Source organism: Amycolatopsis sp. NPDC098790 (genome assembly GCF_044759945.1).
Classification (GTDB): domain Bacteria; phylum Actinomycetota; class Actinomycetes; order Mycobacteriales; family Pseudonocardiaceae; genus Amycolatopsis.
Window position 1 is genome coordinate 104,691 of record NZ_JBIWAI010000003.1, and the last position, 22,929, is coordinate 127,619.

The 22,929-nt window shown below is 71.4% G+C and carries 20 protein-coding genes; 12 read left to right on the plus strand and 8 right to left on the minus strand.

Features of this window, described 5'->3' with window-relative positions:
* Positions 1–65 precede the first annotated feature (65 nt).
* Complete coding sequence (locus ACIQWX_RS25955) at positions 66–1,229, plus strand: ROK family protein (RefSeq protein WP_400876163.1); 1,164 nt, start codon at positions 66–68, stop codon at positions 1,227–1,229.
* Here ACIQWX_RS25955 and ACIQWX_RS25960 read toward each other — a convergent pair.
* Together ACIQWX_RS25960 and ACIQWX_RS25965 are read right to left on the minus strand one after the other, a co-directional pair.
* Entirely contained in the window at positions 1,217–2,614 is a 1,398-nt protein-coding gene (locus ACIQWX_RS25960) for a discoidin domain-containing protein (protein WP_400876165.1), read from the minus strand. The two genes, ACIQWX_RS25955 and ACIQWX_RS25960, sit on opposite strands and share 13 nt — an antisense overlap.
* Before the next feature lie 132 nt (positions 2,615–2,746).
* Positions 2,747–5,980, minus strand: coding sequence for a S8 family serine peptidase (locus ACIQWX_RS25965; RefSeq protein WP_400876167.1), 3,234 nt, complete (start codon positions 5,978–5,980; stop codon positions 2,747–2,749).
* A gap of 268 nt (positions 5,981–6,248) precedes the next feature.
* Here ACIQWX_RS25965 and ACIQWX_RS25970 point away from each other — a divergent pair, with 268 nt between their 5' ends.
* The 5 genes from ACIQWX_RS25970 (at position 6,249) to ACIQWX_RS25990 (ending at position 13,631) form a co-directional block, all read left to right on the plus strand.
* Positions 6,249–6,863, plus strand: coding sequence for a TetR/AcrR family transcriptional regulator (locus ACIQWX_RS25970; protein ID WP_400876170.1), 615 nt, complete (start codon positions 6,249–6,251; stop codon positions 6,861–6,863).
* Positions 6,860–7,774: an ATP-binding cassette domain-containing protein gene (locus ACIQWX_RS25975; protein WP_400876173.1), complete on the plus strand. Its 915-nt coding sequence runs from the start codon at positions 6,860–6,862 to the stop codon at positions 7,772–7,774. Before ACIQWX_RS25970 ends, ACIQWX_RS25975 begins: the two co-directional genes overlap by 4 nt.
* Entirely contained in the window at positions 7,771–9,324 is a 1,554-nt protein-coding gene (locus tag ACIQWX_RS25980) for an ABC transporter permease (RefSeq protein WP_400876176.1), read from the plus strand. The genes ACIQWX_RS25975 and ACIQWX_RS25980 overlap by 4 nt, the downstream gene beginning before the upstream one ends.
* Before the next feature lie 251 nt (positions 9,325–9,575).
* Positions 9,576–11,024 carry an amidohydrolase gene (locus tag ACIQWX_RS25985; RefSeq protein ID WP_400876179.1) on the plus strand — a complete coding sequence of 483 codons (1,449 nt, stop codon included), beginning with the start codon at positions 9,576–9,578 and terminating at the stop codon, positions 11,022–11,024.
* Between the two features lie 273 nt (positions 11,025–11,297).
* The gene (locus ACIQWX_RS25990) at positions 11,298–13,631 is read left to right on the plus strand and encodes a GH92 family glycosyl hydrolase (RefSeq protein ID WP_400876182.1); all 2,334 of its coding nucleotides are present in this window, start codon (positions 11,298–11,300) and stop codon (positions 13,629–13,631) included.
* A 63-nt stretch (positions 13,632–13,694) separates the two neighbouring features.
* Here the strand turns inward: ACIQWX_RS25990 and ACIQWX_RS25995 are convergent, their stop codons facing one another.
* Together ACIQWX_RS25995 and ACIQWX_RS26000 are read right to left on the minus strand one after the other, a co-directional pair.
* Entirely contained in the window at positions 13,695–13,859 is a 165-nt protein-coding gene (locus tag ACIQWX_RS25995; protein WP_372666577.1) for a DUF397 domain-containing protein, read from the minus strand.
* Between the two features lie 12 nt (positions 13,860–13,871).
* Entirely contained in the window at positions 13,872–14,705 is an 834-nt protein-coding gene (locus ACIQWX_RS26000; protein WP_400876186.1) for a helix-turn-helix domain-containing protein, read from the minus strand.
* 78 nt (positions 14,706–14,783) lie between these two features.
* On the opposite strand from ACIQWX_RS26000, the gene ACIQWX_RS26005 reads away from it, so the two are divergent.
* Genes ACIQWX_RS26005 through ACIQWX_RS26015 form a run of 3 tightly spaced genes read left to right on the plus strand, consistent with a single transcriptional unit; the run spans position 14,784 to position 15,891 of the window.
* Positions 14,784–14,978, plus strand: coding sequence for a zinc finger protein (locus ACIQWX_RS26005; RefSeq protein WP_400876189.1), 195 nt, complete (start codon positions 14,784–14,786; stop codon positions 14,976–14,978).
* Positions 14,972–15,388 (plus strand): hypothetical protein, encoded by a 417-nt coding sequence (locus ACIQWX_RS26010; RefSeq protein ID WP_400876191.1) that lies wholly within the window; start codon positions 14,972–14,974, stop codon positions 15,386–15,388. The genes ACIQWX_RS26005 and ACIQWX_RS26010 overlap by 7 nt, the downstream gene beginning before the upstream one ends.
* 26 nt (positions 15,389–15,414) lie before the next feature.
* A complete protein-coding gene (locus tag ACIQWX_RS26015) occupies positions 15,415–15,891 on the plus strand; it encodes a DUF2127 domain-containing protein (RefSeq protein WP_400876194.1) in 477 nt (158 codons plus the stop codon).
* Here ACIQWX_RS26015 and ACIQWX_RS26020 read toward each other — a convergent pair.
* From ACIQWX_RS26020 to ACIQWX_RS26030, 3 genes are all read right to left on the minus strand, one after another.
* The gene (locus ACIQWX_RS26020) at positions 15,888–17,426 is read right to left on the minus strand and encodes an ABC transporter substrate-binding protein (protein ID WP_400876197.1); all 1,539 of its coding nucleotides are present in this window, start codon (positions 17,424–17,426) and stop codon (positions 15,888–15,890) included. The two genes, ACIQWX_RS26015 and ACIQWX_RS26020, sit on opposite strands and share 4 nt — an antisense overlap.
* A 10-nt stretch (positions 17,427–17,436) precedes the next feature.
* On the minus strand, positions 17,437–19,401 hold the full coding sequence (locus tag ACIQWX_RS26025; protein WP_400876200.1) for a hypothetical protein: 1,965 nt from the start codon (positions 19,399–19,401) through the stop codon (positions 17,437–17,439).
* A 110-nt stretch (positions 19,402–19,511) separates the two neighbouring features.
* Positions 19,512–20,222 carry a PP2C family protein-serine/threonine phosphatase gene (locus ACIQWX_RS26030; protein ID WP_400876203.1) on the minus strand — a complete coding sequence of 237 codons (711 nt, stop codon included), beginning with the start codon at positions 20,220–20,222 and terminating at the stop codon, positions 19,512–19,514.
* Between the two features lie 114 nt (positions 20,223–20,336).
* Here ACIQWX_RS26030 and ACIQWX_RS26035 point away from each other — a divergent pair, with 114 nt between their 5' ends.
* The gene (locus ACIQWX_RS26035) at positions 20,337–21,062 is read left to right on the plus strand and encodes a BTAD domain-containing putative transcriptional regulator (RefSeq protein WP_400876206.1); all 726 of its coding nucleotides are present in this window, start codon (positions 20,337–20,339) and stop codon (positions 21,060–21,062) included.
* Here the strand turns inward: ACIQWX_RS26035 and ACIQWX_RS26040 are convergent.
* On the minus strand, positions 21,041–21,796 hold the full coding sequence (locus tag ACIQWX_RS26040) for a hypothetical protein (protein ID WP_400876209.1): 756 nt from the start codon (positions 21,794–21,796) through the stop codon (positions 21,041–21,043). The two genes, ACIQWX_RS26035 and ACIQWX_RS26040, sit on opposite strands and share 22 nt — an antisense overlap.
* Positions 21,797–21,880: 84 nt before the next feature.
* Between ACIQWX_RS26040 and ACIQWX_RS26045 the strand changes: the two genes are divergently transcribed.
* Together ACIQWX_RS26045 and ACIQWX_RS26050 are read left to right on the plus strand one after the other, a co-directional pair.
* Positions 21,881–22,303, plus strand: a complete 423-nt coding sequence (locus ACIQWX_RS26045) for a nuclear transport factor 2 family protein (RefSeq protein WP_400876212.1) — start codon at positions 21,881–21,883, stop codon at positions 22,301–22,303.
* A 50-nt stretch (positions 22,304–22,353) separates the two neighbouring features.
* Positions 22,354–22,911, plus strand: a complete 558-nt coding sequence (locus ACIQWX_RS26050; RefSeq protein ID WP_400876215.1) for a hypothetical protein — start codon at positions 22,354–22,356, stop codon at positions 22,909–22,911.
* The last annotated feature ends 18 nt before the right edge of the window (positions 22,912–22,929 follow it).

Consider the following 22,929-nt stretch of genomic DNA (forward strand, 5'->3'; position numbering starts at 1 on the left):
TAAATATGCGCCGCGGGGGTCCCGGGCGTCAAGGGGCCGGTTAGAGTGCTTCGCAGGAGGACGCGATGACCCAGGCCGTGCGGCACGAGGAGATGCGCGCCCGCAACCTCGAGGTCGTGCTGGGCGCGGTCGGCCGCGGCGGCCCGCTGACCCGCGCCGCTCTCGCCGAACTGACCGGGCTGACGAAGTCGACGGTCTCCAAGCTCGTCGGCGACCTCGTGGACGCGGGTCTGCTGGCCGAGACCGGTCCGGCACGCGCCGGTGAACGCGGCCGGCCGGGCGTCGAGGTCGTGCTGAGCGGGGCACGCGTGGCGTCGCTGGGGCTGGAGATCAACGTCGACTACCTCGCGGTGCGCGTGCTCGACCTCACCGGCGGCGTCCGGTTCGCCGCCCGCCGCGAGCGGGACAACCGCGGGTCGCGGCCGAAGAGGGTCCTTTCCGAGCTGCACGCCCTGGCGTCGGACGCGCTGGCCGAGACGCACCGGCTCGGGCTGGAGGTGGCGGGCGCGGTGCTGGCGGTGTCCGGCCCGGTCGGCGACGGCGTCCTGTTCAGCGCCCCCAACCTCGGCTGGCAGGACGTCCGCCCGGCCGACCTGCTGCGCCTGCCGATCCCGGTCGAGCTGGACAACGAAGCGAACCTCGCGGCGCTGGGCGAACTCTGGTACGGCGACGGCGAGCGCGACTTCCTCTACGTGTCGGGCGAAGTCGGCATCGGTGCGGGCCTGGTCGTGAACGGCACGCTATTCTCCGGCGCCCGCGGGCTGGCCGGCGAGCTGGGCCACGTCGTGGTCGCACCCGAGGGCCCGCTCTGCCGGTGCGGCGGCAGTGGCTGCCTGGAGACGTTCGCGGGCCAGGAAGCCTTGCTGGCGGCCGGAAACGCGCCGACGCTGCCCGCCCTCCTGACGGCCCTCGAGGCCGGCGACGCCACCGCCCGGCAGGCGTGCGCGGCGGCGGGGCAGGCCCTCGGCGTCGCCCTGACGTCGGCGGTGAACCTCCTGGACCTGGACCGGATCGTGCTGGGCGGGGTGTTCACGCAGCTGTACCCGTGGCTGTCCGGCCCGGTGTCGGAGGTGCTGACAACGCGGCTGGGCGGCCTCCGCGGCGAGCCACCGGTCCTGACGGCGTCACGTCTCGGCGGCGACGCGGCGACGCTGGGTGCGGCGGGCCGGGTCGTGCACCGGGTGCTGGCCGACCCGGCGCCGTTCGTGAGCCGGGCTCAGGAGGCGTAGGCCTCCACCTCGGCCGCCTGGCCGGCGGGCCACCCGGTGTTGCCGGTGAACGTCAGCCGCAGGTACCGGTCCGTCGACGACACCGGGATCGTGACCGTGTTCCCGGTCGCGGGATCGAACACGTACCCCGCGGAACTCCCGCCGCCGACCGCGATCGTCTGCGTGCGCCGCCCCCAGGACGGCGGCAGCTTGAGCACCACCCGCCCGACCGTCGTCGCCGCGCCGAGGTCCACCGTCAGCGTCTGCGGGAACGCGTTGTTCGCGCTCTCCCAATAGCTCGACGCGTTCCCGTCGACGGCGTTGCCCGCCGGGTACCCACCCTGTGCCCCGCTCGCGGTGACCGCCTTGCCCTGCGCCAGGTTGACCGTCGCGGGCGGCGGGCCGCCGAGCTGGGCGGCCCAGTACCGCGTCCGATCCAGGTAGGCCGTCTCCGACGCCGCACCGGAAGTCCCGTACGCACCGGCGAAAGTCTCGTAGGCCGGCGAAGGCGGCGACGACCGCGCCGGCTCGATGACCGACCCCTCGTGCCACTCGTTGAACGACGTCACCGAAACCCAGTCGGCGCCCGAGGAAAGCGCGTTCTGCCACTCCCGGTCGTAAGTGGCCCCGTTGTCCCGGCCCAGCGTCGGCGTCGTGTTGCCCGGCACCGCGCGGTCGTCGTTGTACCCCGGACCCACCGAAGGCGCCCACACCAGGCCGTTCGCCTCGCAGTACGCCCCGGCCTCGCGCCAGCCCGGCGCCGTCGCCCCGGCGATCGCGTCGTAGGTGTACATGCCGCCGAAGTGCGCGACCTTGCTCGTGTCGGTCGTCTGCGCCAGCACGATCGCCGACGACCGCACCTGGTCCAACGCGGTCCAGTCGGTGATCCGCAGGCTTTCGAAGACGTAGAACGCACCGCGGCCGCCCTCGCGGTAGAACGCGGGACTCGACCCGTACCGGCCCGTGAGGTAGTTGACGTCCGAGACCGTGGAGGCCGCCGTCCGCCCGCTGTAGGGCTCCAAGTGCCACGCGACGCGAATCCCGTGCCGCGCCGCCGCTTCCAGCACGCCGGCCGCCAGACCGTCCTCATAGGACCCCTGACCCCACCAGCTGTAGACGATCACCCCGGCGCCGGACTGCTCGATCCACCGCATGTGCTGCTCGACCGCGCCGGTGAAGTCGCCGGAGTCGTACGGCCCCAGCACCGGGTAGAAGTTCGCCCCGACGTCGTTCGGCGGGGTGTGCCCGCCCTGCACCCAGTGGCGGTAGCCGGTGGAGCTGCCGCCGTACCACGGGTAGTAGAACAGGTGGGTGCGGCCCGAAAGCGCCGCCGCCGCGTGCGCGACACCGGGCAAAGTGGCCGCCAGCAAGAGAAGCGCGGCGAAGAACGTCGAAATCCGGCGCATGTTCGGAGACCATACGGACACGCACCGAAAGAGGACAAGGGTTCACCGCACATACGCAAACTTGCGTCGGAAACCCACCAATACAGCGAAAACCGCCCCGGGCGAACCCGGGGCGGTTTCCGATGAGCGGGACTAGCTGACGGAGTTGACCAGCACCAGCGAGGAGCCGACCGTGACACCCGTGTCGGTCTGCACGGTCAGCTGACCGCGCAGGATCCGGCCCGCCGCAGGGGCGGCCGAGGCCGTCACCGTCGCCGGCACGGTCCACGACGTGCCCGAGGCCCGCGCCGCGTTCGCGTCGGTCACCGCGACCGAACCGAACGCCGGGTTGGTGAACACGTCGAGGTAGTCGTACTCGGTGGTGCCGGCGGGCACGGCGTACCCGTCGACGAGCGCGACCCACACACCGGCCGCCGGGTTGGCGATGGTCACCGACTCTTCCGAGTCACCGTCGGCGCTCTGGCCGGCCACCACGCAGGTACCGGTCGTGCAGTTGTACAGCACCAGGTCCAGGTCGGCGCCGACGTCGGACGTCCTGCCGATCGTGGCGGTCAGCGACGTCGAGCCCGGCGTCACCGCGATCTGGTACTGCGCCTGCGCGCCCTCGACGATCGACGGCCGTGCGACCTTCGCGCTGCCCAGCGTGGCGCCGTTCAGCTTGCCGGTGAACGCGCCGAGCGTGTTGGACACCGTGTAGGACCGCGCGATCGGCGTGCCCAGCGTGGCCGAGGCGATCGTGTCCGGGTTCGGCGTGATCGCCGTGCCCAGCACCGACGCGCTCAGCTTGTACGCCGCGTTGTCCACATCGGACGTCCGGCGTGCTTCGACGACGATCTCCCACACACCCGGCAGCGGGTTCGCGAACGTCCGGCTGGTCGGCGTGCCGCCCGGGCAGCCGGCCCCCGCGTCGGGGAGGTAGCAGTACGTCGTCGAGGTGCTCGCCTCGGCCGGCACGCCGGTCGGGTCGTAGCGCAGGAACCGCACCTGGCCCTTGCCCGGGGCGCCGGCACCGGCGTCCAGGTCCACCTTCAGCGCGCTGGCGCCCTGCGGCACCCGCACGAAGTAGCTGGTCGCCTGGTTGCGGGCGATCTTGCCGGCCACGTCGACCTGGAAGCCCTTGGCGGCGGTGAACTCCTGCGGCGCGAAGACCGTGTTGAGGGTCTGCACGTCGATGCCGATGGTCAGCGGGTTGTCCAGGTACAGCAGCGCCGAGTGGACGCCCGCGTTCTTCGGGTTCACCTTGACGTCGAACTTCACCGGCGTGTTCAGCGGCAGCACCACCGTCGACGCCGAGGAGAACGTCCCGTCGTTCCCGGTCCACCGCGCGAAGTACGGCACCGGCTTGGCCGAGCCCGTCGTGCGGGTGATCGTGTACGTGCGGGTGTAGGCCTTGCCCGTGGTCACGCCCTCGCGGTCGTGGATGCCCACGCCGGTGTTCGGGGTGGCCAGCAGGCCCGACAGCGCGGTGTGCACCTCGACCGACGTCGAGACGGCGTCCGGCTTCGGGTTCAGCGACAGCGCGACGAACGCGGCCGGGACGTTGAACAGGCCCGCGCCCTGGGCGTACGCGCCGATGCCCGGCACGAACCGCGCGGTCGACTTGATCGCCGAACGCAGCTGCGCCACCGGCGGCCGCTGGCCCTTGTGCGTTGCCTTGTACGCGCTCACCAGCAGTGCCGCCGCGCCGGTCGCCTGCGGCGCCGCCATCGACGTGCCCTGCAGCATCGCGTACCCCGCGGGCAGGCTGTACGTGCCGGCCACCGGGCCCCCCGCCGTCCAGCGTGGGACGGTGGCGATGGCCGCGCCGGGCGCGATGATGTCCGGCTTGAAGCCACCGTCTTCACGCGGGCCGCGCGAGGAGAACGGGTGCATCGACTCGGGGTTCTGGGTCTTCGAGCCGTAGTTCGAGAGCCAGGTCTCCTTGGTTATGTAGGAGCCGACCGAGATCGCGTCCGTGGCCACCGACGGGTCGCCGACGGTGTTCGCGCCGTAGCCGCTGTTGCCGGCCGAGATGAAGATCTGGACGTTGTACTCGGCGATCGTGCGGTTGTAGAGCTCCGCGCGCGCGTTGTTGCCGTCGTTGAGGGCCGGCAGGCCGCCGATCGAGATGTTGATGACGTCGGCGCCGTGGCTGGCCGCGTAGACGACACCGTCGACCAGGCCCGACGAGGTGCAGGCGGTGCCGGTGAGGCAGACCTTGACCGCCAGGACCTTCGCGCCCGGGGCCGCGCCGTCCATCTTGCCGCCGAACAGGTCGTTGCCGGTGGCGATGCCCGCGACGTGCGAGCCGTGCTCGGCGCCGGCGATGCCGATGCCGACGTAGCCCGGCTTGTCGGTCTGGACCACGAAGGCCATCCGCTCGGCGATGTCGGTCGCCGGGTTGTCCGTGCCGAAGTAGCCGTAGTCGTACTTCTTGGCGTAGTCGGTCATCGGCTTCTCGTCGGTGAAGTCGCCGTTGCCGTTGAGGTCGACGCGGACCTCCTTGGTCGCGCTGTCGAGCAGCACGCCCCAGGAGTCGGCGCGGTCGCCGTCGCGGTTGACGTCACCGCCGGTCTCGCTGTCCGCCGCGCCCAGGTCGCCGGCGGTTTCGCCGAACACGCCGAAGGTGTACGGGCCGCCGGTCGCCGGAGCCGTCCAGCTGCGGCCGTTCGCGGTGAACGTCCCGGTGTAGGTCTCGGTGGACTGCTTGACCCAGGTGCCGTCACCGGAGTTGGTGGCGTTGGCGTTGTACCAGTCGACGATCTTGCGCTCGCCGTGGCTGGTGGTGGCCAGCGCGGGGGAGTCGAGGTCGACGCCGGAGTCGAGCACCGCGACCGTGGTGTCCTTGCCGTCCCAGTTGGGCAGGACCTGCCCGAACTGCGCCGCGTAGGTGTCACCGGTCGGCAGGTACGGGTTGACGCGCGGGGTGTTCTTGCCGGGCGCGGGCTGCGGCGCCGGGTCCTGCGCGCCCTCGGGCTTCGGGTCGTCGCGGTAGACGAGGCCGTCGACGTCGACGGCGTTGACCGCCTTGAGCTTCGCGGCCTTCTCCGCCTTCTCGGGCGGGATGGTGACCTTGACGTAGTCGAGCTTGGTGTCGGTGGACTGGACGACGCCACCGAGCGCCTTGAGCTGGTCGACGGCCGCGCCGGTCTGGCCCTTCTCGGCCGCGATCAGCAGCGTGACGTCGGGCTTGCCGGCCTTCTCGGCTTCGGCGACGAGGGCGCGGTCGTGCTCGTCGAGGGTCTTGCCGTCGGCCGCGCCCGAGGTCGGCGGGGCGGTCTGGGCGGCGGCCACGGGAACGGCGACGCCGAGGACGGAGGCGCCGAGTGCGGTGGCGAGGACGGTGATCCCGGCCCGCCGTCTCCAGCGCGATCTGAGCTGTGTCACAGAGAACGACCCTTCGTGAAGAGATGCGTCCGAGAAGTACACATCGTGGGATCTGCGTCAGCAATCAGACAGTTAGCCCATCAACCGCAATTGGTTGTAGGCCGAACGGCCCAACGTGATCACCGGTTAGGCGGCCACCCGAAGCGGAGCTTTCCCGTGAAAGCTCCGCCGAAGACCGAACTTTCCCTACGAAAGCTCCGCCTTGCTATACGTGCGTGTAGCGAGCTATATTTACGTGCAGTCGGCTACACGCACGTATAGGACGCTCATGAGCACCGAAGACTTCACCGCACGCGCCCGGATCCGCGACGCCGCCATCAAGCTCTTCACCGAGCGCGGCATGGAGAAGACGTCGATCCTCGACATCGCCAAGGAAGCCGGGGTGTCGGGCGGGCTCATCCGCCACCACTTCGGCTCCAAGGACGGGCTGCGCGAAGCCTGCGACACCTACGTCTTCGACGAGCTGGTCGAGTTCAAGGAGGACGTGCTGGCGAAGGGCGCCGCGAACCCGGGGTTCCTCCCCGTGTTCGACGCCCGCCAGCTGCTCTACCGCCGGTACATGGGCCGCGCCATGGTCGACGGCTCGCCCGCCGCCCAGGCGCAGTTCACCGAGATCGTCGACGAGACCGAGCGCTACTTCCGCGGGCAGGACATGGACATGCCGGACCCGCGTGGCGTCGCCGCCGCCCTCGCCGCGATGACCGGCGGGCTGATGATCCTGCAGGACCACGTCGCCAGGGCCCTCGGCGAGGAGCCGGGCACGAACGAGGCGATGCTGCGGATGTCGGCGGCCGCCGGGCACCTGTTCATGAACCCGCTCGCCACCCCCGAAGTCCTCGAAAAGGCCCGCGAAGCGCTGGCCGCCCACCAACGGAAGGAATGACGATGGCCGAAGCGATCACCGCGACCGGCCTCACCAAGGCGTTCGGTTCCGCGAAAGCCCTCGACGGGCTCGACCTGACCGTCCACACCGGCGAGGTGCACGGGTTCCTCGGACCCAACGGCGCCGGCAAGACCACCACGATCCGCGTCCTGCTGGGGCTGATGCGGGCCGACGGCGGCCGCGCCACCCTGCTCGGCGGCGACCCCTGGACCGACGCCACCGAGCTGCACCGCCGGCTCGCGTACGTCCCCGGCGACGTCACGCTCTGGCCCAACCTCACCGGCGGCGAGGTCATCGACCTGCTCGGCCGGCTGCGCGGTGGCCTCGACAACCAGCGGCGCGCGGAGCTGATCGAACGCTTCGACCTCGACCCGCGCAAGAAGGGCCGGACGTACTCGAAGGGCAACCGGCAGAAGGTCGCGCTCGTCGCGGCGCTCGCGTCCGATGTGGAGCTGCTGGTCTTCGACGAGCCGACGTCCGGGCTGGACCCGTTGATGGAAGAGGTGTTCCGGCAGGTCGTCGAGGAGGAGCGGGAACGCGGCGACCGGACCGTGCTGCTGTCGTCGCACATCCTGTCCGAGGTCGAAGCGCTCTGCGACCGCGTCACGATCATCCGGGCCGGGCGGACCGTCGAGTCCGGGACCCTGGACGAGCTGCGCCACCTGGGCCGGATCACGATCGACGCGTCGCTCGCGCACGTTCCCGAGGACCTGGCTTCGCTGCCGGGGGTGCACGACCTGAGCTCGTACGGCTCGCACGTCCACCTGTCGGTCGACCAGACCGCGCTCGACGACGTCATGCGGCACCTGGCCGGGGCGGGCCTGCGGAACCTGGTGAGCCGGCCGCCGACGCTCGAGGAGCTGTTCCTGCGCCACTACCGGCACGACGAGCCGGTCGGAGCGGCGCGATGACCGGGACGTGGTCGCTGCTGCGGCTGGTGCTGCGCCGCGACCGGCTGCTCATGCCGCTGTGGGTCGTCTGCCTGGCGGTCGCGCCGATGGGCTACCTGTCGTCGATCAAGGCGGCCTACCCGGACGCGGCGGCGAGGCAGCACTTCTACGACCTCAACGCGTCCAGCGCGACGTTCGTGGTCCGCAACGGCCCGCTGTACGGCTCTTCCGTGGGCAACCTCCTGGCGTGGCAGTGCGGGTTCGTCCCGGTCGTCGTCGGGCTGATCGCGCTGCTCACGGTGGTCCGGCACACCCGCACCGAGGAGGAGGCCGGCCGCCGCGAGCTGACCGGCGCGACGGTCGTCGGCCGGCACGCGGGTCTCGCGGCCGCGGTGCTCCTTTCGTGCGGCGCCTGCCTGGTGTACGGGCTCCTGGTCGGACTCGGCGTCGCCGCGCAAGACGTGCCGGCCGCGGGGGCGTTCGCCTTGGGGCTGGGTTTTTCCTTGACGGGCTGGGTGTTCGCGGGCGTGGGGGCGGTCGCGGCGCAGCTGACGTGGGGCGCGAGCGGCGCGCGGGGCGTCGGGATCGGCGTGCTGGTGCTGGCGTTCCTGCTGCGGGCCGCGGGGGACAGCGGCTCGGCGGGGTGGCTCGCGTGGCTGTCGCCGATCGGCTGGGCGCACCGGATGCGGCCGTTCGCGGGAGAGCAGTGGTGGGTCCTGCTCCTGGCGGTCTTCGCCACGGCGTTGCTGGTGGTCCTGGCGGTCGCGTTGTCGGCGCGTCGCGACCTCGGTGCGGCGCTGCTCCCGGCCCGGTTGGGGCGTTCCGGCGCGCGGGCGTCGCTGCGGTCGCCGCTGGCGCTGGCGTGGCGGCTGCAGCGGGGGACGCTGCTGGTCTGGACCGTCTGCCTGGCGCTGGTCGGGCTGCTGATGGGCGGGGTCGGGAAGAACGTCGCGGAGATGATGCGCGACAACCAGGCCGTCGCGGAGGTGTTCTCGCGCGTCGGCGGTGGCGGCGCGGTGACGGACGCGTACCTGGCCGGGACGATGACGCTGTTCGGCCTGGCAGCGGCGGGCTACGCGGTCCAGGCGACGCTGAAGCTGCGTGCGGAGGAGGCGGCGGGCCGGGCGGAGCCGGTGCTGGCGACGGCGGTCGGCCGGACCGGCTGGGCGCTCGGGCACTTGGCGTTCGCGCTGCTGGGCTCGGCGTTCCTGCTGGCTGTCACCGGTTTGGCGACGGGGGCGGCGTATGGCACTTCGCTGGTCCCGGCCGCGTTGGCCCAGTTGCCGGCGGTGTGGGTGCTGGCCGGGTTGTCGGCGTTGCTGATCGGTTTCGTCCCGCGTTTCGCGGCGGCGTCTTGGGGACTGCTGGGTGCGTTCCTGCTGTTGTCGCTGGTGGGATCGGCTTTGCAGTGGAACGACGTGGTGCTGGGGATTTCGCCGTTCCAGCACTTGGCGCGGTTGCCGGGCGGGACGTTCGCGGTGACGCCGGTGGTCTGGCTGGTGGCGATCGCTTTGGTGGCCGGGATCGGCGGCCTGGCAGCGTTGCGACGGCGGGACGTGCCGGTGGGCTGAAGGGCACCTTCGTGGCACAGACTGTGCTGAAGGGCACCTTCCTCGCATCAGATGTGCGGAAGGTGCCCTTCAGCTCGCGCGGCAACCGAGGGAGTCGAACCCTGCGCGGCTTGTGAAGGCGGCGCCCCTGACCGGCCCTGACCCTTCGGCGGGCGACGGCTGCCATCTCTTACAACGGTAGCTAGTACCCATCTCATTCCCATCTCACTCCGTGCTTCACCCGGACGAGCTCGCCTGGCAGGCTGGTCCGCATGGATGATCTACTGCTGCGCCGCGTGCGGGTCGGGCTCGGCGGGGAGCTCGCGGACGTCCGCGTCAACGACGGCCGCGTCACGGCGATCGGCGAGCCGGGGTCGGCCGGGTTCGCCGCGCGGGTCGTCGACGGGCACGGCGGGACGCTGCTGCCCGGCCTCGTCGACGCGCACGTCCACCTGGTGCAGTGGGCGACGTCCCGCCGCCGGATCCCCCTCGACGCCGCGCGGTCGGCGGGCGAGGCGATCGAGCTGCTGCTGGCCCACCTGCTGGCGACGCCGGCGCAGCAGTCGGAACTGGTCGTGGGCGCGGGCTTCCGCGACGGGCTCTGGCCGGACAAGCCGCACAAGGACCTGCTGCAGCGGGCGCTGCCGGGCCGGGCGGTGGCGTTGTTCAGCGCGGACCTGCACACGCTCTGGCTGAGCCCGGCGGCGCTGAAGCTGATCGGCCGCGACCACCCGACGGGTGTGCTGCTGGAGAACGACTGCATGAGCGCGACGGCCCAGCTCCCGACGGCCGCGATCGACGTCCAGGACCAGTGGGTCGCGGACGCGGTGGCCGCGGCGGCCGCGCGCGGGGTGACGCAGATCGTCGACTACGAGTACGCGGACACGGTGGCGGACTGGACGCGCCGCGGTGCCCCGGCGGCCCGCATCTCGTGCGTGATCGCGAAGCACCTGCTGGACCAGACCATCGAGCGCGGCCACCGCACGGGTGACGTCCTGCCGGACTCGGACGGGCTGCTGACGGTGGGCCCGTTCAAGCTCTTCGTGGACGGGTCCCTCAACACCCGCACGGCTTATTGCCACGATCCCTATCCCGGCGGGGACTTCCCGGGACTCTTGGAACTCCCGATCTCGTCACTCGTTTCGTTGATGCAACGGGCTTTCGTCCACGGGCTGATCCCCGCGGTCCACGCGATCGGCGACCGGGCGAACACGATCGCGCTGGCCGCGTTCGAGGAGGTCGGCTGCCCGGGCCGGATCGAGCACGCGCAACTGCTCTCCGCGGCCGATGTTTCGCGGTTCGCCGAGCTGGGCGTGATCGCGGCGGTCCAGCCGGCGCACCAGCCGGACGACCGCGACGTCGCCGACCGCCATTGGCACGGCCGGACGTCCCGCGCGTTCCCGTACCGCTCACTGCTGGAATCGGGCGCCCGCTTGGAGTTCGGCTCGGACGCCCCGGTGGCCCCGCTGGACCCCTGGGACGGCATAGCGTCGGCGGTGTTCCGGACGGACGACGACCGGCCCGCGTGGCACCCGGAGCAGTCGATCCCGTTCCCCGACGCGCTGGCAGCGTCTTCGGGTGGCCGCCGCGGGGTGTCGGTGGGGGACGTGGCGGACTTGATGGTGACGGCGGCGGACCCGTCGGTGTTGTCGGCCGCGGATCTGCGCGCCCTCCCGGTGACGGCGACGATCCTCGCGGGGCACGTGACGCACCTGGTTTAACCAGTTCTGTGACGGCGTAACAAGCCGGACGAGCCTCGCCTCCCGAGCACCGGCCGCCATCATGGCTTCACCCGGTTGTCGACACGGAACGGCGGAGATCCTCTTCGGAGTACTGGCATCGGCTGCCGGCTCTTTCCTGCTGACCTTTGGGGCGATGCTCGGGCGGAGTTCGAAGTGACTTCGAACTGACCGACGTCGGAGGGCTTGATTTGTCCACCGGACACCGGAAAAGATCCCACCGTGCATGTGACAACGTTGTCAGGAGGAAACCGGATGAGAACGCGGACGCGCGTCCTTGCCACCTTGCTCGCCGGGGCCACCACGGTGGCCCTCGCGACCCCCGCCCAGGCCGCCGGGCCGAGGTTCGCCGACGACCCCACCACGCTCGTCGACACCTCGATCGGCAACAACGGGGACGGCACCACCTTCCCGGGCGCCACCACCCCCTTCGGGATGGTGCAGCTGTCCCCGGACACCCAGCTCAAGAAGTACGCGTCCTACGACTACGCGCAGGACACCACCCTCGGCTTCAGCCACACCCACCTCTCGGGTGTCGGCTGCCAGACCATGGGCAACTTCCGGTTCATGCCGACCACCGGCGCCGTCACCAGCAGTGACCCCGCCCAGTACGGCGCCAAGTTCAGCCACGCCAACGAGACCCGCCAGCCCGGGTACTACGGCGTCAAGCTCGACAACGGCATCGACGCCGAGCTGACCGCCACCCAGCGCACCGGCCAGCACCGCTACACCTTCCCCGCCGGCGCCACCAGCGAGAACGTCCTCATCGAGGTCGGCGAGAGCAACGGCTACACCTACGCCGGCGACGTCCACGTCGTCGGGAACGACACCGTCGAAGGCTGGCTCCAGGGCGGCAACTTCTGCTGGGAGACGCAGAAGGAGCGGTACAAGGTCTTCTTCAGCGCCAAGTTCGACCGGAAGTTCAGCAGCTTCGGCACCTGGACCGACAACAAGCTGACGCCCAACCAGCGTGACGCCGAGCTGGGTTCGCAGCGCACCGGCGCCTGGCTCACCTTCGGCAGCGACAAGAGCCAGGTCGGCGCGTCCGTCGGGCTCTCGTACACCTCGATCGACGGCGCTCGCCTGAACCGCGGCGCCGAGCAGCCCAAGTCGTTCGACAAGGCGCGTGCCACCGCTCACGACACGTGGGAAGACGAGCTGAACCGCATGCGCGTCGCCGGCGGGACGACCGCGGACCAGCGGACCTACTACAGCGCGCTGTACCGGTCGCTGCTGCACCCGTCCGTCGGGTCCGATGTGGACGGTTCCTACCGCGGCTTCGACGACGCCGTCCATCGAAGCCGCGACACGTACTACCAGATGTTCTCGCTGTGGGACACCTACCGGTCGCAGAACCAGCTGGTCGCGCTCCTGCACCCGGACAAGGCCGCGGACATGACCAAGTCGATCCTGAAGGTCTACCAGGACGGCGGCTGGGTCCCGCGCTGGGCGCTGGCCGGAGGCGAGACGAACGTGATGAGCGGCGACCCCGTCACGCCGTGGGTCGTCGACAACTACCGTCGCGGGCTGCTGGACGACCGGACCGCGCGCCAGCTGTTCGACGCGTTGTGGCGCAACGCCAACGAAGTCCCGGCGGACCAGTCGATCTTCCGCGGCCGCGACGGCAACCCGACGTACGTGCAGAACGGCTGGATCGGCTACCAGGACCTGCCGGGCTACACCTACGGCGACACGCGTCAGGCGGGTTCGGCCACCCTCGAATACGCCCTGGCCGACTGCGCGCTGTCCACCATGGCGGCCGGCTTGGGCTACCGCGACAAGGCGGCGACGCTCTCCGCCCGCTGCGGCAACTTCGCGAAACTGTGGGACACCAGCGTCGATTCCCACGGGTTCACGGGCTTCCCGCGCACCCGCGCGGCGGACGGCACCGGCGTCGGCGACCCGGACCCCGCCCAGTCGACCGGTTTCCACGAGGGCACGCCGTGGCAGTACCAGTGGCTCGCCCAGCAGGACACCGCGAAGCTGTTCGGCCTGATGGGCGGCCCGGCGCAGGCGGAGAAGCGGCTCGACACGTTCTTCGACATGCCATTGCTGCTCACCGACCCGGCGAAGGCCGCCGCGGACTCCTGGGTCCACGGTGCGTACGACTACCACAACAACTTCGCGTTCAACCCGAACAACGAGCCCGACCTGCACGCGCCTTGGATGTACAGCTGGACGGGCGCACCGTGGAAGACCTCGGCGGTCCTGCGCGCGGCGCGGACGCTGTTCACGGACACGCCGTACGGCATGCCCGGCAACGACGACCTCGGCACCATCTCGTCGTGGCTCGTGTTCGGCATGACGGGGGTTTTCGAAGCCCAGCCCGGTTCCGGGACGTACCTGCTCAGCACCCCGATGTTCGAGAAGGTCGAGATCCGCCCGGCCGGTGGCCGCAAGATCGAGATCGAGGCGCCCGGTGCGAGCGCGTCGAAGCTCCAGTACACAAAGGACGTCCAGATCGGACACCGGACGTACGACCGTAGCTGGATTTCCCACGCGGACCTGCTTCGCGCGGGGAAGATCCGGTTCGCTTTGAGTGACACCCCCACGGCGTGGGGTACGAAGGCTGTTCCGCCCGCTATGTAGCTGTGAGGGGCACCTTCATGGCCTTTGAGGCCATGGGGGTGCCCTTCATGGGTTGCGGGCCGATCAGCGAAGCCGGCGGAGGGCTGCTGACCAGGCCTGACGTGAGACGGTGAGCTGACCGGCGGCGGGAGCCTTGCTGTCCCGCACGCCGACGGTGCGCTCGATCGCCACCTCGACGCAGTCGCCTGAATCGCCGCTGTGGGATGACTTGCGCCAGTTCCGGTGCATCCAGGCCCTCCGCTATCTGGTCACCTCCGCGATCAGGCTGCGGGAGGCTTCTTCGCTCAGAGCGCTTCCGGTCACGATTTTAGCAAGGCGGCGGTAGGCGGTGATGTGCCGATCGTCGGAGAGAAAAGCACTCCCGCCGTGGTGTTCGAGGAAGATGACCGGGGGCAGCTCCTCGTATTCGTAGATGAGGAAGCTGCCCAGGAGGCCGGGGTGGTACCCCTGGCCCGCGGGCAGGATCCGCAGCGAGACGTTCGGCAGCCCGGACATCGCCAGCAGGTGGTCGTACTGGTCGGACATGATGTCCTCGTTCCCGAGCAGCTCGCGGAACGCGGTCTCGTAGATGACCGCGCTGAGCCGGGCCGGGTCGGGGCGGGTGAGGATCTTCTGCCGGTCGAGCCGGACCTTGAGGCGCGCATCGGCCTGCTCGACGGTGAGGTTCGAATTGCTCAGGAGAGCGCGGGCGTAATCGGCGGTCTGCAGCAGTCCGGGAATGATCCCGAGCGCCCAGTTGGTGACCGTGGTCGCCGAACGCTCGCATTCCAGCAACCCGCTCAAGGGCTCGGGGATATCGGGCGAACCGATGGTGAGCCAGTCCGGCTCCCGTGCGGATCCTGCCAATTCCAGAAAATACTTCTGCTTTTCGCCTCGAACCTTGAAGAAGCCGAGGATCAGGGCCACGTCCGCCACGGACGGCAGCCTCAGCCCCTTCTCCCACAACGACAACACTTGCGGCGCGAAGCCGAGTATACGCGCCAGCTGGCGCAACCCCACTCCGTGCGCTTCGCGTACTTCGCGCAGTCCTGCGGCCAACGTGCGAGCGCGTGGCGTGGAAGAAGTCGCTTTCATGGCCTCGATAATACGAACTCCGTCCATCACTCCATCAGCGTGTTGGTGTCTACCGGATCGGACAGATTGAATGGTCCTATGTTGAGGTGGCAGCAAGCGGAGGGAAAGCGCCACGCGCTCGACGGAACCTTCCCTCCGCGTCCCGAAGAACAGTTCACGGCCCTGTGCGGGGAGGAGGTGACCGTCGCGGTGTGCGATGTCCCCCAGCTCGGCGGGAACTGGTTCGACCCGACCTGTGCCGAGTGCCGGGCCGCGTGGCTGGCTCGGTGCTGACCGAAGCCGACCGGGACCCGCGGCTGCTCGACCGCGTCCGGGATCTCCACACCTCGCTCGCCCTCGACGTCTCCTGGCTGGCGCGCACCCTCGACGACGAGGCGCCGCGTCCCGACATCCTCCGCGACCTCGGCGAACGGCTCGCCGACCTGGGCGCGGACCTGATCGCCCGCGCCGACGAGCTGGACGCCCGCGTCCGCGCCACCCTCCCGGACCACGGCTGGCTCCCCGAAGCGGGCGCACGGCGGCGCGCACTGGCCGTCGCCCACCAGGTCGGCCCGCACCCCCTCCGGTGCGGGCCGATCTTCCTGGCCGTCTGCGGCGCGGCGTGCCTCCCGTTCTACGGGACCGACCCCACCGGCCGGACAGCGCGCCACGAACGGTGCGAAAAGTGCCTCCACGTGCGCTGACCTGCCGTTCGTGCTGAGCTGGGGGCATGTCCGAGACGAAGACGACCGCGACCGAGAAGTTCTTCCGCGTCGCGATCGCGATCAAGGGGCTCGACGGCGCGCTGCAGGTCGTCGGGGCCCTGATCCTCGCTTTCATCCCCGCTTCGACCGTCAGCGGGTTCACCCACGCGGTCATCACGCGCGACCTGCTGGGCGACCCGTCCGGCACCCTCGCCCGCCACCTCGAATCGGCGACCGAGAACTTCCTCCACGGCGACACGAAGACGTTCGCCGTCGCCTATCTCCTGGCCCACGGCCTGATCAAGCTCGGCCTGGTCTGGGCGCTGGCCCGCAAGATCGTGCGCGCGTACCCGGTCGCGGCGTTGATCCTCGCGGCGTTCGTCGTCTACGAGGTCTTCCGGGCCGTCCACACCCACTCGATCGCGCTGCCGTTCTTCGCCGCGCTCGACGTCGTGATCATCGTCCTCGTCCTGCGCGAGTACCGGCAGCTCAAGCGCGCCTAGGACCGGCACGCCGGCGACGTGTCCAGCGGGCGCCCCTGCGACCAGACCAGGGCGTCCGGGCTGGTCGAGCCGTCGGCCCGCAGTTCGAGGATCGGCAGGGCCTTGTCGACCTGGTTGCCGTCCTCCTGCCGGAACGCGACGAAGCCGGTGGCGCCGGGCAGCGCCGAGTTGCAGTCGATGTTCGCGACGAAGTTGGCCATGCCCTCGTGCCCGCGTGCCGGGTTCTCCTCGGCGGCCTTCACCGCTGTGGCCGCGGCGTCGTACTCGATCATCGCGGCGCCGTCCAGCAGGTCGGTCAGCGGGAACTTGTTCCGGGTGAAGCGGTTTTCGAAGTCGTTGTAGTTCGTCCGGTACGTCAGGGACGCTTCGTCGCCGACGAACTTCTGCCACTGGTCGCGGTAAGCGAGCGCGGTGTACAGGGGCCGGACGGCGATGTCGCCGTCGAGCCGCAGCGGCGACCCGACGAGCGTCGCGGCGTCGTCGCCGGAGACCACCGTCACCGACGGGAGCTGCCGGCAGGCGCCGTCCTCGGCCAGCGCGGTGGTGAACGAGCGCAGGTCGACGCCGCGGCCCGCGAAGTAGATGACGTCCGGCTGGGCGGCGCAGATGTCGGAGTGCATGCCGCTGAAGAGCTTGAGCAGGTACTCGTGGCGGTTCGCGCCGGTGAGCTTCGGCGGGAGCCGGTACTTCTTCGTGAACTCGACCGGCACCCGGTCCTGCGCCTGGAAGGCCCTGGCCAGCGTCGCGGCGTAGATTTCGGCGTCGCTGACGTCCGCGACGAGCATCGTGCGGCGCTTCGGCAGGCCCGCGATGTAATTGACGGCGGCGCGCGCCTCGTCGCTGTTCGTCGGCCCGACCCGGAAGAAGTTCCGGATGGGCCGCTGCCCGGCGTCGAAGTTCAGGTCGTCGCCGGTGACCGTGGCGCCGATCGTCACGATGTCGTGCGCGGACAGGGCCGCCACGGCGTCGCGGACGTTCGCGAGGCTGATGCCGAGGCCGGTCACCGCGGCGATGTGCTCGCCGTCGGCGTGCTCGAGGATCCGGTCCACCACCGTGCGCCAGTGCGCGGCGTCGCCGCCGATGTTGGCCAGCAGCAGCTTGAAGCGGGGGGTCTCGCCGGGACCGGGCCAGACCGCGGCGATGGCCCCCTCGATCTCGTGGCGGACGTACTCGGTCGGCGTGCTGTCGGTGTCCGGGTCCGAGGTCATGTTCTCCAGCAGCACGATCGTTTCGTAGTCGCCGGCGACCTGGCCGTTGCGATCGGCGATGAGCGCTTCGAGGTCGGCGAGCGGGTCGTCGTCCCGGAACGGACCGGACTCCAGGTTCAGGCCGACGCACCCGGCGTCGGCCGTGTAGTCGAGACCGGGCCCGCACTGCTCCCACGGCCGTTGCCAGATCACCAGGCCGCTGATCAGGACGAGGCCGGCGACGGACAGGATGAGCCAATGCCGGTGCGCCCAGCTCCGCGGACGCACCGGCGGAGCGGGACGCCGGCCGCGCGACGGGGCGCGGCGGGCCAAAGCGGTGGGGGACAAGGCGGGCTCCTCACGGCCAGAGGCCGCGCGCGGCCCGGTCGGCGAAGGTGTAGAGCTGGGCGGTGTCGGCGAGCTCGGACGCCCGCGCGAGGTTGACCAGGGCCAGCTCGATGTCGCGGTTCTGCGCGCTGCCCCGCACGGCGAACGGGTTCGCGGCGAGCCAGCTCGAGGCGATCAGGCGGGCGAGCTCGTTGCGCACGGGCGTCCGGGCGGGCTGGTGCTCGCGGTCGGCCTTGACGAGCTGTTCGCGCAGCTCGTGGTAGCCCGCGCCGAGCGGCTGGTCGTCCGGCGCGTGGACGACCAGGGTGAGCCGGTCGAGCCAGTCGAGGTGCTGCAGGTCCGGGAAGTCCCGTTCGAACAGGTCCACCACCGCGGGGAACTCGCCGACGGCGAGGCGGCAGTAGGCGAGCCGGACCTCGTCGGTCCCGGCGACCGCCCGCAGCGCGGCGAACTGGGCCCGGTAGCCGGGCGTGCCGCCGTCGTGCCGGGCCAGCGCGGAGGCCAGGTTCCCCGCGAGCCACGGGTGCAACGTGACTTGGTCGTGGCCGCCGACGCCTTCGCCGGCCCGCACCCACAGGGAGGCCCGCAGCTCGGTGAGGATCGGGCCGATGCGCGGCTGCACGACGGCACCCTCCGCCCGCGGCTGGACCAGCCAGGGTGCGGTGGCGAACGGGGCCGCCGCCACCAGCTCGTCGACGTCCACAGTGGAGAGACCGAGGGCGGAAAGCCAAGACTGCCACGGTTCCGGGCCACCGGCGCCGAGGAGGTCGCGCGCGCCCGGCACGATCTCCTGGTCGAGCAGGACCCGCGCGACGTGCCGCACGGCACCCGGCAGGCCGCCGGTCGCGCGGTGCGCGAACTCCGCGTGGGCGCGCGGGACGTCGCGGCCGAGGAGTTCGGCCACCGCGCCGACACCCAGTGGTTCGAGCAGCACCGGGTAGTAGGCCGACGAGCGCGCGTCCGGCGGCCCGGTCCAGTGCTCGTAGGACGCCCGCCCGCAGTCGGGAACGGCCCGGCCCACGCCGGTTCCCGGCTGCCAGGGCGGCCGCCAGACGCGGCCCAGTTCGTCACCCCACTCGCCGCGCCACGACCCGCTGGTCGCGACGACGAGCAACGGGTCGGGCGTGCCGTGGTGACGTTCGCGGGCGGCCGTCAAGGCCCGCAGGAAGGCCAGGCCACCCGGGTGGTCGACGTTGTCCAGCAACGCCACCCAGGTGTGCAGGTGCGGCCGGCGCCGGGATTCGGGGCAGTCGCAGGGGCTCCGGCGTTCGGGGCCGGACATCCGGCGGTGGTTTTCCTTGACGTCGGCGAGGAAGGCTTCGAGCAGCCAGGCCGTGAGCCGCTCGGGGTCCGCTTCGCGGCCGCGGGCGAGCCGGTTGATCTCGATGAGGGCGTCGTAGGCGTCGTCGCCCTGGAACCACTCGACGTCCCGCAGCGAGCGCAGGGCCTGGGCCAGCCGCGGCCGGACGGCTCGCACCAGCTTCGGCAGCTCGGCGGAAAAGGCGTCGGCGATGGGGGCGGGGACCGTGCCGGTCGCGGTGGCGACGCGGACGCCCAGCCCGACGGTCGCGTCGACCCACCGGGGCCGGCGGTCGCGGTGGAACTCTTCGAGCAGCCGGCGCAGCGTCGCCTTGTCGCGGGTGTAGTCGGTCGTGCCGAGGTCGGCGCGCGCGGCGATCAGGGCCAACGCGAACCGCAGGAACCGCGGTTTCGCGCGGTGGCGCCAGCCGCGGGAGAAGCCGTAGGCGAGCCGGGTGAGGACGTCGGCCGGGCTCGGGCCGGCGTCGCCGAAGTCGAACCGGCTGTGCACGACGCCCCAGCCGAGGTCGGCGTCGATCCGGTCGAGCGCGTGCGTCTTCCCGGAACCGACCGGGCCGAGCAGCACGGTGACCGGGGGCTTGCGCGGTTCTTCGCCGACCGCGCCGTGCCACAGCAGCTCTCTGGTGAACTGGACAGTCCGGTCTGGTTCGGCCATCGGTGGTGACTCCCCCTGCGAACCCTCGATACCCTGGGTAACGAGAGTAAGCGGAAGGTGACGAATCGGCTACCGATCCGGCCCGATTGGCCAGGATTTGTCAAGTCACCTCACGCGGCGACGGGAAATCGCACCGTCGTGACGTCGGCCTCCAGGGGTTCGACGTAGATGGCGGTCGCGTTGTCCGAGCCGCCGCGGGCCAGCGCCGCCTCGACCAGCTCGGCCGCTCCGGTGCCCGGCCGGGCCAGCACCGCGCGGATGCCGCTGCCCGCCAGCGGCTTGTGGACGCCGTCGCTGGTCAGCAGCAGGCCCGCGCTCGTCGTCTCCGCCGTGCCGATCTCCTCCGGCTTGGTCGTGCGGACGCTCGTGGTGACGACGTGCTCCATCCGCGGGGTCACCGGCTGGTGGCGGGCGCGGAAGTACTCGGCGAGGGTGTGGTCGGTCGTCAGGCGGCCGAGAGCGGTGCCGTCCCATGCGTACGCGCGGGCGTCGCCGACCCAGGCGATGCGGTACCCGCCGTGCCCGGCCGGCATGGCGACGACGAGCACGGCGTCCCCGAGCGTCTGCTCGCGCACGGCTTGCTGCGCCGCGAGAACCGCCTCGACGGGTCCTTTGTGGACAGGGGTGCGAGCGGCAGCCGCGGCGGCGACCCGGGCGGCCCGCGCGGCGGCGGGATCATCCCCGACCCCGTCGGCGAGGGCGAACACGACCCCGGGACCACCGGCGGCGGCATAGGCCCCGACGGCATCGGCGTTGAGCGAGCGCGGCCCCTGGGCGCTCGCGGTGTGCCAGCGCGGGTAACCCGGACGTGTCGTGATCATCGCGGCCTCCTCGTCCCCTCTGACCGCCATGATCCGCGCCGAACCTGTGGGCCGTCTGAGACTTTCCTGTGCCGCCGGTGTTGGTTCGCGTACCTTGGGAACGGGGTGGGGGACATGGAGTTCCGGATTCTCGGACCGCTGGCGGTGGCGCGCGCCGACGGGTGCCAGGCCGTGCTCGGGGGCCGCAAACCGCGGACGCTGCTGGCCGCGTTGCTGCTCGCCCGGGGGCGCGTAGTACCCGGCGAACGGCTGATTTCACTGCTGTGGGACGACAACCGGCCCTCGACGGTCGACGCTCAGCTGTGCACCTACGTCTCCCGCCTGCGCAAGGGGCTCGGCCGGCCCGCGCGGCTCGTCCGCTCCGGGGGCGGGTACCTGCTCGCGCCCGGCGGGACCGTCGACGCCGAGGAGTTCGAACGCCTGGCCGCCGAAGGACACGACGAACTGCGCGAGGGCCGCGCCACCCGGGCGGCGCGGCTGTTCGGTGCCGCACTGGACCTCTGGCGGGGTCCGGTGCTCGCCGACGTCGCCGAACCGCTCCGCGCGGGGGAGTCGGCGCGGTTCGAGGAACTGCGGCTGAACGTCCTGGAAGGCCGCATCGAGGCGGAAGTGGCGGCGGGCGAACACTTCCGCGCGGTGCCCGACGCCACCGGACTCGTGCTCGAACACCCGCTGCGGGAACGCGCGCGGGCGCTGCTCATGGCCGCGCTCTGCGCGAGCGGGCGGCAGGCGGACGCCGTCGCCGAGTACCACCGGGGCCGGCGGATCCTCGCCGAACGGCTGGGGATCGCGCCGGGCCCGGTGCTGCGGGCGGCCTATCAGCGGGTGCTGTCCGGGTAGGGCGTCGCGCGGAAGTCGCGGTCGAGCTCGGCCGGCGAGCGCGGCAGCCAGTACCGCGCGAGCGCGCGCACCTGCTCGCGCGGCAGGCCCGGGTTGACGTGCCGGTGGTCGGGACGCGCGAGCGACTGCAGCGCCCACGCGAACCCGAGCATCGGGTCGATCCGCGCCCACCGGTGCCGGTCGATGCCCAGCAGCATCTGCGCGCGCTGGACGCAGTGCCAGAAGTGGTAGCCGTTCGGCGGATCGCCGTCCATCGTGTGCACTTCGGACTCGACGTCGGCCCGCCGCGGGTCGAACAGCACGCCCTGCCCGAACGCGGCGAACGCTTTGACGAGGCCGTCTTCGTCGCCGCGGTAGAAGCGGTCGAAGTTGCCGAGCTGCAACGCCGAAAGCGTTCTCAGCTGCGGCTCGATCGGCTTGACGAACTCGGCGTAGTTCTTCGGGTAGCCCGGTTCCAGGCTGAGGGCCCGCCACTTCGCGTGCAGCCCCTCCGGGGCGTTCTGCTGGATGAACGGGAAGAGCACCGCGTAGGCGTCCTGGACCTCCTGGGACGGGTGGTACAGCGCGATTTCGTCGAGCTGGTACCAGAGTTCGTTGGCCTTGCGGTCGCCCAGCATTCCCGGCACGGGCGGCAGCGCCGAAGCTTCGGCGGTCCCGGTGAGCAGCCCGGTCCCGGCGACCGCGACGGCCGCCCCCGCACCGAGTTTGAGCAGGCTGCGTCGATCGAGCGTCATGGATTCACCCCCGTCGGCGGCCCCCTGCCGCCGTCGCCGCCACGGTACGGAAGGTTTCTATACTTTCTCTGTACGATCGTCCCCGTGGACGATCACCGCGCGCTCGAAAACCTGGTCTACACCTACGCGTCACTGGTCGACGCGGGGGATTTCGACGGCGTGGGCGAGCTGTTCGCCGAAGGCGCGTTCGTTGGCAGCGGGGGCGCCTTCCGCGGCGCCGAAGTGGCGCAGATGCTGCGGGACACCGTGATCGTGTACGAGGACGGGACCCCGCGCACCAAGCACGTGACGACGAACCTCGCGCTCGAGGTGGACGGCGGCACGGCGTCGGGCCGGGCCTACTTCACGGTGCTGCAGGCGGCGCCCGGGCTGCCGCTGCAGACGATCGCGGCGGGCCGGTACGCGGACCGGTTCACGCGCACCGCCGGCGGGTGGCGATTCACCGAGCGGCGGGCCGCGGTGGATCTCGCCGGGGACGTCGGTCACCACCTGCGGCCCCGGCCGTAACGAGCCGCTGACCTGCGACGACTTCGGTGAAAGGACCGAAGGAGCCGACGATGGGCGCAGCGTCGCAGGACTCACGGCCGCTGGTGGTGTACGGCCTGCGCCTCCCCGGCGCCACGGTGGCCGAAGGCGATCTGCTCGCCGTGGTGGAGCTGCAGGCCCAGCTCGGCTCGGCCGTGCGGCTCGTCGAAGCCGAGGCGGTCACCGACAACGAGCTGTGCGACGACCTCATCCTGATCGGCGGCAATTCACTGACCGAACGCGTCCTCGAGCGCCTGGACGGCGTGCTCTCGCTCGGGTTCGCCGAGCACGGCTCGTCGGTCTACGACCGCAAGTCCGGCTTCGCGGCCTCCCCGCGCTACGACGACGCCGGTGAGCCACGCGTCGACTACGGGCTGGTCATCCGCGCCGCCAACCCGTTCGCCCCGGAGACCGCGGAGGTCGTGGTCGTCGCCGGGTGCGGGGGCCACGGCACCGCCGCCGCGGCCGAGGCGTTCGACGAGGCCGAAGCCCTCGGCGGGTACCGGCACTTCGAGGCGCTCGTCGAGACGGCCGTCTTCCGCGGCTCCCACCGCGACACGTTCGTCCGGGAAGCCCGCGGGATCGCGTGAAACCGCCCGGGCTTCCGC

Bases quoted from the DNA above. Each gene is read 5' to 3' on its own strand.
- ACIQWX_RS26000 (WP_400876186.1), bottom strand. From the start codon at position 14,705: ATGAAAGCGACTTCTTCCACGCCACGCGCTCGCACGTTGGCCGCAGGA.
- ACIQWX_RS25990 (WP_400876182.1), top strand. From the start codon at position 11,298: ATGAGAACGCGGACGCGCGTCCTTGCCACCTTGCTCGCCGGGGCCACC.
- ACIQWX_RS25980 (WP_400876176.1), top strand. From the start codon at position 7,771: ATGACCGGGACGTGGTCGCTGCTGCGGCTGGTGCTGCGCCGCGACCGG.
- ACIQWX_RS25970 (WP_400876170.1), top strand. From the start codon at position 6,249: ATGAGCACCGAAGACTTCACCGCACGCGCCCGGATCCGCGACGCCGCC.
- ACIQWX_RS26005 (WP_400876189.1), top strand. From the start codon at position 14,784: ATGTTGAGGTGGCAGCAAGCGGAGGGAAAGCGCCACGCGCTCGACGGA.
- ACIQWX_RS25960 (WP_400876165.1), bottom strand. From the start codon at position 2,614: ATGCGCCGGATTTCGACGTTCTTCGCCGCGCTTCTCTTGCTGGCGGCC.
- ACIQWX_RS25975 (WP_400876173.1), top strand. From the start codon at position 6,860: ATGACGATGGCCGAAGCGATCACCGCGACCGGCCTCACCAAGGCGTTC.
- ACIQWX_RS26015 (WP_400876194.1), top strand. From the start codon at position 15,415: ATGTCCGAGACGAAGACGACCGCGACCGAGAAGTTCTTCCGCGTCGCG.
- ACIQWX_RS26050 (WP_400876215.1), top strand. From the start codon at position 22,354: ATGGGCGCAGCGTCGCAGGACTCACGGCCGCTGGTGGTGTACGGCCTG.
- ACIQWX_RS25955 (WP_400876163.1), top strand. From the start codon at position 66: ATGACCCAGGCCGTGCGGCACGAGGAGATGCGCGCCCGCAACCTCGAG.
- ACIQWX_RS26040 (WP_400876209.1), bottom strand. From the start codon at position 21,796: ATGACGCTCGATCGACGCAGCCTGCTCAAACTCGGTGCGGGGGCGGCC.
- ACIQWX_RS25995 (WP_372666577.1), bottom strand. From the start codon at position 13,859: ATGCACCGGAACTGGCGCAAGTCATCCCACAGCGGCGATTCAGGCGAC.
- ACIQWX_RS26035 (WP_400876206.1), top strand. From the start codon at position 20,337: ATGGAGTTCCGGATTCTCGGACCGCTGGCGGTGGCGCGCGCCGACGGG.
- ACIQWX_RS26030 (WP_400876203.1), bottom strand. From the start codon at position 20,222: ATGATCACGACACGTCCGGGTTACCCGCGCTGGCACACCGCGAGCGCC.
- ACIQWX_RS26025 (WP_400876200.1), bottom strand. From the start codon at position 19,401: ATGGCCGAACCAGACCGGACTGTCCAGTTCACCAGAGAGCTGCTGTGG.
- ACIQWX_RS25985 (WP_400876179.1), top strand. From the start codon at position 9,576: ATGGATGATCTACTGCTGCGCCGCGTGCGGGTCGGGCTCGGCGGGGAG.